Raw genomic sequence first — 12,780 nt, forward strand, 5'->3', positions numbered from 1 at the left:
AGAAATATATAGAAAATTACTTCGCGGGTTTACGATGAAGAGCTTTTATCAGGGCAAGAACATTTTAATCACAGGCGGTGCCGGGAGTGTAGGTCAGGCACTCTGCGAGAAACTGCTGGGATACGGACCGAAATCTGTCGCTCTCTTTGATATCAACGAGAATGCCCTTTTCCACCTCCGTCAGAAATACAGTTCGCAGAAGAGTGATAAAATCAGGTTCCTCCTTGGGGACATCAAAAACCTTGATCGTCTTCAGTATGCATTCAAGGGAGTTGATATTGTAATCCATTGTGCATCCTATAAACATGTCCTTGAATGTGAATACAACCCGCTGGATGCTGTTGAAACTAACATTACCGGAACAACCAATGTTATTCAGGCTGCGATCAACCAGAATGTCAAAAAAGTCATTTTTACCAGCTCTGATAAAGCAGCTAATCCATCAAACACCATGGGAACCACTAAGCTGCTTGCAGAAAAACTGATCATAGCGGCAAATGATTATGGTGCACGGACAACGGTTTTCTCCTGTTGTCGTTTTGGCAATGTTGTCGGAACCAGTGGATCGGTAATCCCTCTGTTCCGCAAACAGATTCTTGATGATGGTCTGGTAACAATAACGGAGCCATCCATGACCCGGTTCATGATCACTCAGGAAACGGCAATCGATCTTGTCCTTATGGCAGGGGTTCTTTCAGAAGGCGGCGAGATCTTCATTTTCAAAATGCCGGTTGTCAGGATTGGGGATCTTGCAGATGTCATGATCTCAAAATTCGGAAATGCAAAGAAAGTGATCATTGGCAAAAAACCCGGTGAAAAAATGTACGAGGAAATAATGACTGAAGAAGAGATGAGCCGGGCGGTTGAAGGAACCGAGATGTACGTTATCCTACCCCAGATGCGGATAGGTAATTACTCAAAATACACCGATTATCCCCCGGTGAAAACAATGAAAACTTCGGCTCAGATGGATCCCCTCAACGCAGATCAGATCAGGTTACTGCTAGAAGAGGCCCGGGTATGACCTTCCTTGTTACCGGGGGAGCGGGTTTTATCGGACGCTGGGTTGTCAACCGGCTTCTGGCAGATGGTGAACAGGTCGTTGTGCTCGATAACCTTTCCAACGGTAGTCTTGATAATCTCAAAGGCCTGTCCGCAAATCCCCATCTCGAAATTATCACTGGCGATATCAAAGATCAAAAAACGTTGTCGGGTTTGTTCCGGAAGAAAAATCTTAACACAATTCTCCATCTTGCAGCGGATATCATTGTTCAGGACAGTATCGATAATCCAAGGAAAGTTTTTGAGAATGATGTCCTTGGTACGTTCAACCTGCTTGAAGAAGCCCGAAAGGCTGAGACCAAGTTTGTTTTCATGAGCACCTGTATGGTATATGATACCGCGTCATCAAGCGGAGCGATTTCAGAAACTTATCCCACAAAAGCAGCCTCTCCCTATGCGGGAGCAAAACTGGCCGGGGAGAATATGGTCCAGTCATACTATCATGCATATGATTTACCAACGGTTATCCTCCGTCCATTCAACACGTACGGTCCATTCCAGAAAAGCACTGGAGAGGGGGGAGTTGTCTCGATCTTTATCCAGAAAGAGCTGAACAGGGAATATCTCAGTATCTATGGTGACGGCACTCAGACCCGGGATTTGATGTATGTTGAGGACTGTGCTGATTTTGTCGTAATGGCAGCGGCAAGCGAGAAATGTAACGGTGAGATCGTTAATGCGGGACTTGGAACGGATATTTCCGTCAACGATCTGGCTGCGATGATCTGTAAGGATAAATCACGGATTCGGCATGTCGAACATATACACCCGCAAAGTGAAATCTCCCGGCTTGTATGTGACCGGTCCAAGGCAAAACGTCTGCTTGGATGGGAACCAAAAACGACTCTTGAGAATGGGATTCGCAAAACATTCGAGTTCCAGAAAGCCCGGGTACTCTGATTTTCAACCGGATTGCTATGAGTTCTTCAAACCAGTTTTCAGAAAAAATTGCGATTATTATTCCGACCCGAAACCGGCCGGAGATCCTGAAAAAATTACTTACTAGTATCAGAATTCAATCGGTTCAACCGGACCTCGTTCTTATCGTCGATGGTAGTGATCAAAGTATCGAACCGGAAATTCAGGAGTATCTCAATACTACGACAAGGTATGTATATTGTTATCCCCCATCGCTGACAAAACAGAAGAATGCGGGTCTTAAGCATCTCACTCCGGAAATTTCTCTTGTTGGATATCTCGATGATGATATCGAACTCGAACCGGATGCGATAATGAATTTGTTATCCTATTGGGAAAACCACTCCCGGAATCTGGGGGGAAGCTCGTTTAATATCATCAATGTCCCATCCAAAAAGACCCTTGTTACCCTTATTCGGAGGTTTTTTACCATTGATGGAAAGTTACCGGGTAAAGTACTTGGTTCGGGGTTCTGCACTCCACTTTTTCCTTCGGAAGTTGATATTGACTGTGAATGGTTGTGTGGAGGCGCAACAGTCTGGCGTCGCAGCCTGTTTGATTCTTACCATTTTGATGAATATTTTGCCGGATGGGCGTATCATGAGGATGCGGACTTCAGTTATCCTGTTTCCAAAAAATACAAGCTTGTTCTCATAAGTTCAGCAAAAGTGACACATAATCCCCCCCCGTTCAATCCAAAAAACCTCAAACACCTGGGTATGATGGCGATTATCAACAGGTATTACTTTGTTTCAAAGAACAAAGATCTCTCGGTTCCATTATTTTACTGGGCATCCCTTGGAGAAATCCTGGTCAACGTGTTACAGAGTGCTTATTATTTAAATATGGGCGGAATTCAGACTGCCCGGGGAAATCTTATCGGAATTTCCCATATCGTCCGGGGAGACCTTGTCCAGTTTGATAAAAATTTCAGAAAATAACCACGCACAGCCTGCAGAACGGGAAGCAGCGGCAAAAGACGTAATGGATACTTCATCTCCTCACTTTGTTACCCTGGAAGACAAGAGTAATTAACGATAGAATTCTTATAACTCGGTAGAAAAAATGTCGTTGAAAATCCTGATAACCGGGGCAAATGGATTCCTTGGTGCAAATCTCACTCGGCAATTTTTCAATAGGCCGGAAACATCAGTCATCCTCACGTCGCGGAATACCCCCTTATGGCTTGTTAAGGACACGATGCCGTTTTTTCCGGGAAATCTTCTTGACGAACGGTTTGTTGAAAAACTTCTGGTAAAAGAAAACCCCGATATCGTCATCAATACAGTGAGCCTTGTCAATGTTGATCTCTGTGAAGAAAATCCGGACCTTGCCCGCCAGATTACTGTAGACTCTGCCAGGATACTGGCAAAAGCTGCAAAAAAGACCGGATCCCGGATGGTTCACATTTCCACGGATCAGGTATTCGATGGGGAAAAGTCATTCTATACTGAAGAGGATATGCCCAATCCCATCAACCAGTATGGGAAAACAAAACTGGAAGCCGAGCATCAGATTCTCCGATACCTGCAGGATGCCATGATCATACGGACAAATTTTTTTGGGTGGAGCCCTTGTGGTCACGCACCAACGTTCGGCGAATGGGTGTACCAGTGTCTTTATGAGCGAAAGGTTATGCAGTTATTTACGAATTTTTACTTCAGTCCCATTGAAGTCACCAGCCTTGCAGGTACTATCGACTCTCTTATTTCAACCGATTTTGCCGGAATTCTGCATGTCTGTGGATCGGAACGGTGTTCAAAATTTGATTTTGGAGTACAACTGGCCAAAGAAACCGGATTTGATCCTTCCTCGATTGTAGCCTATGAGATGGATTCTTCGACTTTACGTGCTAAGCGGCCTAAGGATATGTCGTTGTCTGTAAAACGGTGCGAATCACTTCTTCATACCCGGCTTCCGACACTTCAGGAAAGTATTGAGAAATTCGTGAGGGGTAAAACCTCGTTTTATGAGGATTTTTTTTCCGGATGTAATCTCCAGTCGTAATGCCGGGCAGGAGATATCCAGATTATTCCTTTACAGGTGTTTCAGGGTAGTGCACAGGCTTTAAATCACCTCAGAATAAAAATAATCCACACAAACTGGTGAATCTATTGACGGGTTTTTCTCATCGTTCCACGGATGATTTTATTGTATTCGAAGAGATCGATTTGATATCCTTTCCTTTTGTATTATGGTACCTTTGCAGGGGTTTTTCAATTCATTTTTTTTCGATCAGTCCCTTTTTTGAAAATAACCGGCTATTCAGGATATGGATAACAAAGGAAAAACTTGTTAAGCTTGAGTATAATGACTCTGATCTTTTCGGGCAGTATTACCTGAACAATATCATCCTTCCGGAAATTGAGGATTTTTTCACGCATGAATTCTCAAAAAACCGTTCTCTTACAGCGATCAACGCGATGATCGGCTCGGAAGACGGTTATTTTTCGTTCAAGAAGAATCTTTCTTTGCATCTCTTTGAATATTATCGGATGTACCTGTTTTTTGAGAAGGGTTACCGGCAGGCTGATGGAAAAAGAGACTTTCTCTTTGTCCCGGGTTCAACATACCAGAGAATAAAAAGGCTTGAACACGTTCAGCGAAAACAATCATCGTCGAAAAATGTAAGAATCCCCTTTGCCGGAAAGCTGTACGGTATTATCCTCAGCCTTTTGACGCGGATTCACTCCATATTCATCATGCTGGCATTTCCTTTCTGGCTTTTCCTGCAAATCGGAATTCCGTCATCCGGTAAGGAAGTTCGTGAAAATTACCAGGTTGGTATAAGGATTTGTTTCAATGATTGGCCACTGAGCAATAAATACCGCAGGTTTGATTTTCTTGTTGATAATGAACTTATCACACGGCAGAATACCCTGCTTTGTCTTGAAGAACGTGTCACGGATACATACAAACAGTATATTCTTGAAAAAAACTATCACTACGTTGAAGTCCGAAAAATTTTGCGCAATGCCAAATTATCTTTTCTCCGCACGATTGGTGTCAAAAAATTTTTACCCTGTTATTTGACCTGCCTGCGTAATTCGTTCTCTGATCATCTGTTTCTCATCCAGTTGTGCCCGGAAGTCATGTTCAAATTTCTTGAATGGGCCTGCTTCCTGCAAAAATATTCGATCCAGCACTACGTATCCTATTGTGAACACCTGCCGACCGATTCGGTCCGGAATATCGTCCTTGAACAACAGGGTGTTAGCACCTGGAATTATGCACACTCCAATGCAACGAATGATTTCTTCACTCCTGCAGGGACACCAGATTTTATTGAAAAATGGTATGCCTATTTTTATTATTCCAATTTTGTTGTGTGGGGCAGAAAGATGATGCGGTATTATCAGAAACACCCAATCCGCATTCGTAATTACCCTGTTCTGGGATGTCTCTGGTCAGAACTTGCATGCCAGATTCAGGAAAAAAACCTTGTCAATGATACTCTGGTGCATGCGCGTGAAAAATTTTTGAAAACGTCCCCTGCTCCTCCAAAATACCTCCTTGGGGTTTTTGATGTAAATACTGGTCTTGACTCGCCTCTCGGGGAAAAAGATCTCTCGGAATTTTTAACAGGAATATTCAATCTTCTTGAGGATAATCCAGATATCGGCATAATCCTTAAAAAGAAAGAATCCTTCAAAGTTCTCTCCCTGAGAATACCTCGTGTCATGAAATATTATTACCAGTTACGGGACCATCCCCGGTGCTATCTGCCCGATGAAAGGGATTCCGATCCGGCAGAAACCGTTGCAGCCGTTGATCTTGTAATCTCTGCACCGTTCACATCCCCAACCATTGAATCGCTTGGAGCAAGGAAAAAAGCGGTTTATTTTGACGCTACGGGAAAATGCAGGAATTGTTATTTTGATAAGTTCCCCCGTTTTGTTTCCCATGATTACGATGAATTGAATTCCTCCGTAAAGCACTGGCTGAATCTTCCCGAAGTGGAGTTTAAAATCTACCTGGATAGGTATGTATTAGGAGAATTGGATGAATATCTTGATGGAAAAGCCATTACCCGGTTCAGGGAGTTGTTGTCCCAGCCAAGTCAGGTACAGTCGGACCACCCAATCTGAATGATTCGTTACAGAAAATCAGGGATTTTTTTTACAAATTCAGGATTTTCTGGAAAGACATCTGTAATCTAATGACATGCAGAAACCGGCATCAGTCCGTTTTGTCATTTATTGGATGTTCTGTGAAATGGTGAGGGTTCTAGGATCAGGAGTCCAGAGTCTTTCCAGCCAATATATAATTTATCCCGTGCTATGTGGTACCATGAATAACCAGTGACATGCTGGCCCTTTCCAGAAATTCCGGAACATCAGGATATGACCAATAACCCGTGCACAAAATTTCAGGATGATGACATCTATGAGGTCTTTGAATGTCCTGAGTTCTCCACTTTTAAATATAATTTCATCGAGCAATACGCCCAGCATAACTGTGTTCTGGCCGATATTGATATGGTTTTTAGGGAAAAATTCGAGGGGGACGCTTTTCTCTCCACTGTGGAGTCACTCACCGGTTCCAGCCTTATCCGGGGGGCGTATAAAAAGGCGATGTGCCACATAATGTTCATTAATTACCGGAACAGGCACTTCAATGTCCCGGTTCACCGGGAATCAAAATTAAAATCTGCATGGAAATATGTCCGGGCGGTTGCGCAATTTGCGGTGTATCCACTCTGGATTGTATATAAAATTGGAATACCGTCCCTCCATAAGAAGCCAAAACAAACCTATCAATGTGGTTTCAGGGTCAGTTGTTGTGACTGGTCATTCAGGAATAAGTGCCGGTCTTTTGATTTTCTTATCGATAAGAATCTCCTGTCCAAAGAAAACGTGATCTTCTGTATCGAAGAGCCGATCTCGTCGGAATACCGTGCTGCAATCGATGAGAGAGGATATGATTCAGTCCAGATACGTGAAATCCTGAAGAATGCCGATATCTCCTTTCTCTATCGGGAATTTTTAAAAAAACAGTTCCCCGCGTGGCTGAAGTTATTAATCCGCTCACCTCTGAAGCCCCCGTACATGCTTAGCCTGACTCTTGAGATTCTGTATAAATCCCTGCTCTGGTCGAAATTTTTTGAGGATTATCATGTTGGTCATTATGTGGTTTTCAATGATGATCTCCCGGCGGACATTATCCGGTATATCCATGCGGACAGGTCACATACACGAACATGGTTTTATATCCATTCGTGTAGTACCAATGATTTTCTGACGCCTCCCGGTATGGATGATGTGCTTGACACACTCTATGCTTTTTATGCCACCCATCATCTGGTTGTCTGGGGTCGTAAGATGGAAAATTATTACCGGAAACACCCCCACTTCATCCAGTGTTTTGACCGGTTCGGATGTCTCTTTTCAGAACAGGTCCGTGAAGCCCGTGAACGGCCGGATACAAATACCCCGCGTCAGAAGCTACTGATGAAATGTCACCCGAAAAAAATCATTGGTGTCTTTGATACGTCATTTACAGAAACATGTCCGCTCGGTTTTGAGGATATGATCCGGTTTGTCAGTGGATTGCTGCAATTGCTCGAGGATTTTCCGGATATCGGTATTATTTTCAAGAATAAAAATTCCCTGAAACTTCTCTCCGAATACGTTCCCCAGATCCTTCCTCACTATCAGAAGCTGCAGGATCATCCCCGCGTTTATTTTACCGATGCTGATAATACAGATCCTACCGAATGTCTGGCAGCAGCAGATTTGGTAATTTCTGCTCCTTTTACATCATCGAGTATCGAAGCGATCGGAGCAAAAATTCCGGCTCTCTATTATGATGCCTCAAATCGGTTCCCCGGCTGTTATTATGATCGCATCCCTCGTTTCGTTGCACATAATTATGCGGAATTGAAAGATTTTGTCAATTACTGGCTCATATTCTGTCCGCCAGCAGAGTTTGAAGTGTACCTGAATTCATACTTCAAGGGCGAACTTCATGAGGATTTTGATGCAAAAGCTATCTCCCGGTTACGCGAGCAGTTAGCTTCATGAAAAAAAAGTTATCCGATTTTCCGGATTAGTGTGCGAATTTCTTCAGTGCTTAATAATTCTGCATTGCGGGATGAGAATTCCTCAATAACCGATTTTTTGAATGTCCGCGGCTTTTTTGGTTCAAAGGGAATCTCATGGGTAATCCTTTGAGGAAGGATAATGAACATGTCGTTGTTCTCGTAAGCATATTCTGCTTCTTCTTTTGTCATCAGTTCTTCGAAGAGCTTCTCGCCCCCCCGTTTTCCAATGATTTTGATCCGGATATCTCCCGGCTGATATCCGTGCTGGGGAGCATATTCCTCGACCATAACCCTGGCAAGATCTGAAATTTTCATTGCAGACATTTTTAAAATGAAGATTTCCCTGCCCTGACTGAGTCTTCCTGCATTGATGATCAGCTCCACTGCAGAGGGGATATCCATAAAAAAGCGGGTCATGTTATTATCTGTAACAGTAACGGGACCGCCATTCCGAATCTGTGATTTAAAAAGCGGGATTACCGAACCCCGTGAATTCATGACATTTCCAAAGCGAACACTGGAAAAAACGGTTCTTTTCAGGCCGCGATAATAATTTGCAGAAATTGTCAGGCGTTCGGCAAGAAGTTTGGTGGCTCCCATCACATTAGTAGGGCTTACTGCTTTGTCTGTACTGATGTTGATAACTTTTTCAACTTCTCGCGAAAGTGCGGCATCAAGGACATTCTGGGTGCCGATAACATTGGTTTTTACTGCGTCAAAAGGATTGGATTCACAGAGGGGGACGTGTTTCAGGGCGGAAGCGTGAAATACGATATCAACGCCATCGAACGCCATCAGCAGGCGTTCCTTGTCACGGATATCCCCGACAAGGGGCCGAATTTTATTCGAGTTCAGTTCGTTCTCGAGGTCAAACAATCCTGTTTCATTGTTATCAAAAACCCTGATGATGAAGGGATCATAATTCAGGAGCTTCTTGACAAGTTCACGACCAATGGACCCGACGCCCCCGGTAACGAGGATACGCTTATCTTTGTAAAACGATTTGTTATCCATTTATCTCATCCGTGAAAAGTTTTCGATGGCATTAATTACCGTATCAAGATCCGATCGCAGAATACCAGTATAGAATGGCAGACTAAGAATTTCTTCAGAGATTGCTTCTGTCACTGGCAGAGAATCGGTATATCCCAGAACTTTCTGATAATAGTGTGTTTTATGGGCTGGAGAGAAATACACTTTGGTCATGATCCCCTCCTTTTCAAGAGCCTTGATCATCTTGTCCCGTTTTTTTGTCTGGATGGAGAATAACTGGTACACTGCATAAGTACCCCGTGTTTCCTTGGGAACTGATATGCCTGATATTCCGGTCAGTCTTGATTGATAATATTCAGCATCGGCTCGTCTCTGGGAGAGAATGTGGTCTATCTTTTGTAATTGAGCGATCCCAAGTGCAGCCGTCATGGATGAGATACGCATGTTGAAGCCGAGGGTAATATAATCAAGAATTTGTGTTGTCGAAAAATAATCTACCGTATCTGGCCTGCCATGGGAACGCAGGAGTTTCAGTTTCTCATAAAGATCCCTGTTGCCGGTCACGATAGCTCCCCCTTCCCCGGTAGTGATGATCTTGTTCTGGCAGAAACTTAAAATCGCAGAATCGCCGAATGTGCCGACTTTTCTCTTGCCAATACTGGCACCAAAGGCTTCAGCTGCATCTTCGATAAGGGGGATACCATGATCATCGGCAATCTTTTTGAGTTCTTTGATTTTACACGGGAATCCCCCGTAATGCACCGGAATGATCGCTTTGGTTCTTTTTGTTATCTTTGTTTCAACATCGGCAGGATCGAGACCAAATGAAGATGTCTCAATATCCGCAAAAACCGGCGTTGCGCCGACAAATTTCGGAGCATTGGCTGTTGCAATGAAGGTGAAGGATGGAACGATTACCTCATCCCCGGGGCCGATGCCATATGCAAGAAGAACAGCATGGAGTGCAGATGTGCCGGAGTTGAAGGTGAGACAGTACTTACTTCCGATATAATCAGCAATTATCCTCTCAAATTCTGCAATCTGCGGGCCTGATGCCCAGCTCATGCCGGACTTTATAACCTTACTGACTCCTGAAACATCGTCATCATCCCAGTACATTTTAAAGAGCGGAATTTTCCATGTCATCGTTTAAACCTCTGTCTTTGTCTTCGTCCTTCTCCTTGTCTACCAGGGGCCGGATAACCCGGGCGGGTATACCAAAGGCCACAACATCTGCAGGAATATCTCCGGTCACGAAACTGAATGCACCAATTCTTGAGTTTTCGCCGATTGTAACACCCGGCATGATCACAGAATGAGTCCCGATCCTGCAGTTTCTCTTTAGTAGTATGGGTCCTGTTTTGTTATCAATAGTTGACACTGAATATAACGAGCAGTGGGATCCTATCTGGACCAAATCCTCAATGGTAACCCCATTGATTGCATTAATGTACGTGAATGCCCCGATATCGGTTTTAAAACCGAGTTTAAAATTTTCTTTATGCTGCACAACCCAGTTGTATCTGGTTGGAATCCCGTCTTCAATCACAGGATACGTCCAATTGGAAAATCTCATCAGTACATCATCCTCTTCTGAACTAAATCCGGTGTGTTCACAACGCTTTCAAGAATCTTGACAATTTTCCCGCTGCTCCTGCCATCCCCATACGGATTTTTTGCAGCCTTAACTTTCTGTCGGAAAACGACGTCATGGAGTCCATATTCTATGGCTTGGGCAATTTGATCTGAGTCATATCCGGTATCAACAACATTCTCTCCCTTCTGGCGTCCGTTCTGCCTGCTTCCAATGTTGATTGCCGGAACACCAAATGTCGGAGCTTCGATAATACCGCTGCTGGAATTCCCGACAATCACTGAAGAGATTTTCAGGAGGTGTAGATAGTCAGCATGGTTCACATTCTGGAATGTGCGGATATTTGGCAGGGATTCATACTGTTTTATTGTTTCGATCATTGCCCTGCCTCCTGCATCAGCATTTGGATATATTACAAATACCTGCCCCCGGATCTTTGAAACTGCTTGTAACGTTTTTTCCATCTGGGCAGCCGGATCTCCCGGTTCCAGGGGGACGGGATGCTGGATTACAAGAATGAGCGGAATCTGCGGATCGATCCCATACCGGGTGATTACATCCATGTCCGGCTCTGTGATAACCGGATATATCTGATCCAGTCCCGGTGCGCCTACAACAAAAATATGCTCTGGATTTTCCCCCATTTTCCTTATCCGCTCTGCGCTCTCCGCTGTTGCAGCCAGGTGAATGTGGGATAGTTTTGTGATGGCATGACGTGCGAATTCGTCAACCGTTGAGGTTACCTCGCCCCCGTGCACATGGAAAACCGGGATACCCATATACGCTCCGACAATTGCCCCTCCCAACATTTCTCCCCGGTCTCCGAGGATAAGGATTTTATCGGGTTGGATCTCCCGTACTCTGGTAACAAGATTCTGAATGAAATGACCGATAAATTCAGCCATGGATCCCTTGGAATCCTCTTCCTGAATCGTGTCAACGATATGATAACGAAAGCCATCCTGTTTAATTTCAGTGATGGTTGATCCAAATTCGGGCATAAGATGCATGCCCGTTACAATGATATGGAGTTCCATTTCCGGATGATGTTTTATCTGGAAAAGAACCGAACGCATCAGGCCATAATCTGCGCGGGTACCGGAGATATAGAGAATTTTTTGTTTCATTCCACCATATCCCACGTGATAACGGAGTCTTTCCTGATATCACATTTTGCTGATTTTCCGATAAGTTGGGTGATGTATCGAGGTTCTATTCCGGTACCCGGTCTTTTTAGGGTGAACATCTCCTCGGAAAAGACGGAACCTTTCCGGATAATTTTTTTCGCAACGATACTTTTACGGACAAGGTTCCGGTTACTTTGTTCACATTCCTGAACGGCTTTATTCTCGCTCCCAAGGGCCATCTCAACGTTTCTGATTGATTCAACCATCCGTCTGAATTCGTGAGGTTCGATTGATGCCTTATGGTCTGGCCCGGGAAGGGATCGATCCACGGTCATGTGTTTTTCAACAACACAGGCGCCGAGGGCGACTGCAGCAACAGGTATTTTAGTTCCCTTGGTATGATCCGAATACCCTACAGGAACATTAAACTCCTTGCGGAGTGATCCTATCACGCGCAGGTTCACTGAATTGAACGGTGCAGGATAACTGCTCGTGCAATGCAGGAGAATTATATCCCTGCAGCCATTTTTTTTAAGGAAATCAACAGCATCCCGGATTTCTTCCAGGGTCGCCATACCCGTTGAAAGGATAACGGGTTTATGGGTTTGTGCAATTTTTTTGAGCAGTGGAAGATTGGTGATCTCACCCGATGGAATTTTGAATGCCGGGATTTTTAAATGGATCAGGATCTCGATACTCTCGTCATCAAATCCGGTTGATAAAAAAATAATTCCCTTCTTTTTTGCATACTCTGAAAGTATTTTAAAGTCATTTTTTGTTAATTCAAGTTTTTTCAGCATTGCATACTGCGTTTCAGTGGAGGATCCGGATTCTTTCTGGTACTCTGCTTTTTGCGCATCTGCTGTTACAAGGCTATCCGTGTTGAATGTTTGAAATTTTACTGCATCCGCTTTTGCACTAAATGCTGCATCGATCAAGGATTTGGCTAATGCAATATCCCCGTTATGATTAATGCCCGCTTCAGCAATTATGAAACAGGGTTCGCCATCTCCGATTTTCTTGTTTCCAAGGGTAATCATGAT

At 44.0% G+C, this 12,780-nt stretch carries 11 protein-coding genes; 6 read left to right on the top strand and 5 right to left on the bottom strand.

Annotated features, from left to right (window positions below; translation table 11 throughout):
* Positions 1-34: 34 nt before the first annotated feature.
* The 6 genes from METFOR_RS06425 (at position 35) to METFOR_RS06450 (ending at position 8,003) form a co-directional block, all read left to right on the top strand.
* Positions 35-1,024: an SDR family NAD(P)-dependent oxidoreductase gene (locus METFOR_RS06425; RefSeq protein ID WP_015285302.1), complete on the top strand. Its 990-nt coding sequence runs from the start codon at positions 35-37 to the stop codon at positions 1,022-1,024.
* The gene (locus METFOR_RS06430; protein WP_015285303.1) at positions 1,021-1,962 is read left to right on the top strand and encodes a dTDP-glucose 4,6-dehydratase; all 942 of its coding nucleotides are present in this window, start codon (positions 1,021-1,023) and stop codon (positions 1,960-1,962) included. Before METFOR_RS06425 ends, METFOR_RS06430 begins: the two co-directional genes overlap by 4 nt.
* A gap of 17 nt (positions 1,963-1,979) precedes the next feature.
* On the top strand, positions 1,980-2,921 hold the full coding sequence (locus METFOR_RS06435) for a glycosyltransferase family 2 protein (RefSeq protein ID WP_015285304.1): 942 nt from the start codon (positions 1,980-1,982) through the stop codon (positions 2,919-2,921).
* A gap of 124 nt (positions 2,922-3,045) precedes the next feature.
* Positions 3,046-3,987, top strand: coding sequence for an SDR family oxidoreductase (locus METFOR_RS06440; RefSeq protein ID WP_015285305.1), 942 nt, complete (start codon positions 3,046-3,048; stop codon positions 3,985-3,987).
* A gap of 98 nt (positions 3,988-4,085) precedes the next feature.
* Positions 4,086-6,068: a polysaccharide biosynthesis PFTS motif protein gene (locus METFOR_RS06445; RefSeq protein ID WP_015285306.1), complete on the top strand. Its 1,983-nt coding sequence runs from the start codon at positions 4,086-4,088 to the stop codon at positions 6,066-6,068.
* A gap of 255 nt (positions 6,069-6,323) precedes the next feature.
* On the top strand, positions 6,324-8,003 hold the full coding sequence (locus METFOR_RS06450) for a polysaccharide biosynthesis PFTS motif protein (protein ID WP_015285307.1): 1,680 nt from the start codon (positions 6,324-6,326) through the stop codon (positions 8,001-8,003).
* An 8-nt stretch (positions 8,004-8,011) separates the two neighbouring features.
* Here METFOR_RS06450 and METFOR_RS06455 read toward each other — a convergent pair whose 3' ends face one another.
* From METFOR_RS06455 to neuB, 5 genes are read right to left on the bottom strand one after another with little or no spacing between them, the layout of a single operon-like run.
* A complete protein-coding gene (locus tag METFOR_RS06455) occupies positions 8,012-9,037 on the bottom strand; it encodes a UDP-N-acetylglucosamine 4,6-dehydratase family protein (protein ID WP_015285308.1) in 1,026 nt (341 codons plus the stop codon).
* Positions 9,038-10,162: a DegT/DnrJ/EryC1/StrS family aminotransferase gene (locus tag METFOR_RS06460; protein WP_015285309.1), complete on the bottom strand. Its 1,125-nt coding sequence runs from the start codon at positions 10,160-10,162 to the stop codon at positions 9,038-9,040.
* Positions 10,137-10,565 carry an acyltransferase gene (locus METFOR_RS06465; RefSeq protein ID WP_199484001.1) on the bottom strand — a complete coding sequence of 143 codons (429 nt, stop codon included), beginning with the start codon at positions 10,563-10,565 and terminating at the stop codon, positions 10,137-10,139. The genes METFOR_RS06460 and METFOR_RS06465 overlap by 26 nt, the downstream gene beginning before the upstream one ends.
* Positions 10,566-10,591: 26 nt before the next feature.
* Positions 10,592-11,737 carry a UDP-N-acetylglucosamine 2-epimerase gene (gene neuC / locus METFOR_RS06470; RefSeq protein ID WP_015285311.1) on the bottom strand — a complete coding sequence of 382 codons (1,146 nt, stop codon included), beginning with the start codon at positions 11,735-11,737 and terminating at the stop codon, positions 10,592-10,594.
* Positions 11,734-12,777 (bottom strand): N-acetylneuraminate synthase, encoded by a 1,044-nt coding sequence (neuB, locus tag METFOR_RS06475; protein WP_015285312.1) that lies wholly within the window; start codon positions 12,775-12,777, stop codon positions 11,734-11,736. Before neuB ends, neuC begins: the two co-directional genes overlap by 4 nt.
* Positions 12,778-12,780: the final 3 nt, after the last annotated feature.

The organism is Methanoregula formicica SMSP (genome assembly GCF_000327485.1).
Classification (GTDB): Archaea; Halobacteriota; Methanomicrobia; order Methanomicrobiales; family Methanospirillaceae; genus Methanoregula; species Methanoregula formicica.

Excerpts from the sequence above, each read along its gene's own strand:
- METFOR_RS06425 (WP_015285302.1), top strand. The coding sequence starts at position 35 with ATGAAGAGCTTTTATCAGGGCAAGAACATTTTAATCACAGGCGGTGCC.
- METFOR_RS06430 (WP_015285303.1), top strand. The coding sequence starts at position 1,021 with ATGACCTTCCTTGTTACCGGGGGAGCGGGTTTTATCGGACGCTGGGTT.
- METFOR_RS06435 (WP_015285304.1), top strand. The coding sequence starts at position 1,980 with ATGAGTTCTTCAAACCAGTTTTCAGAAAAAATTGCGATTATTATTCCG.
- METFOR_RS06440 (WP_015285305.1), top strand. The coding sequence starts at position 3,046 with ATGTCGTTGAAAATCCTGATAACCGGGGCAAATGGATTCCTTGGTGCA.
- METFOR_RS06450 (WP_015285307.1), top strand. The coding sequence starts at position 6,324 with ATGACCAATAACCCGTGCACAAAATTTCAGGATGATGACATCTATGAG.
- METFOR_RS06455 (WP_015285308.1), bottom strand. The coding sequence starts at position 9,037 with ATGGATAACAAATCGTTTTACAAAGATAAGCGTATCCTCGTTACCGGG.
- METFOR_RS06460 (WP_015285309.1), bottom strand. The coding sequence starts at position 10,162 with ATGACATGGAAAATTCCGCTCTTTAAAATGTACTGGGATGATGACGAT.
- neuC (WP_015285311.1), bottom strand. The coding sequence starts at position 11,737 with ATGAAACAAAAAATTCTCTATATCTCCGGTACCCGCGCAGATTATGGC.
- neuB (WP_015285312.1), bottom strand. The coding sequence starts at position 12,777 with ATGATTACCCTTGGAAACAAGAAAATCGGAGATGGCGAACCCTGTTTC.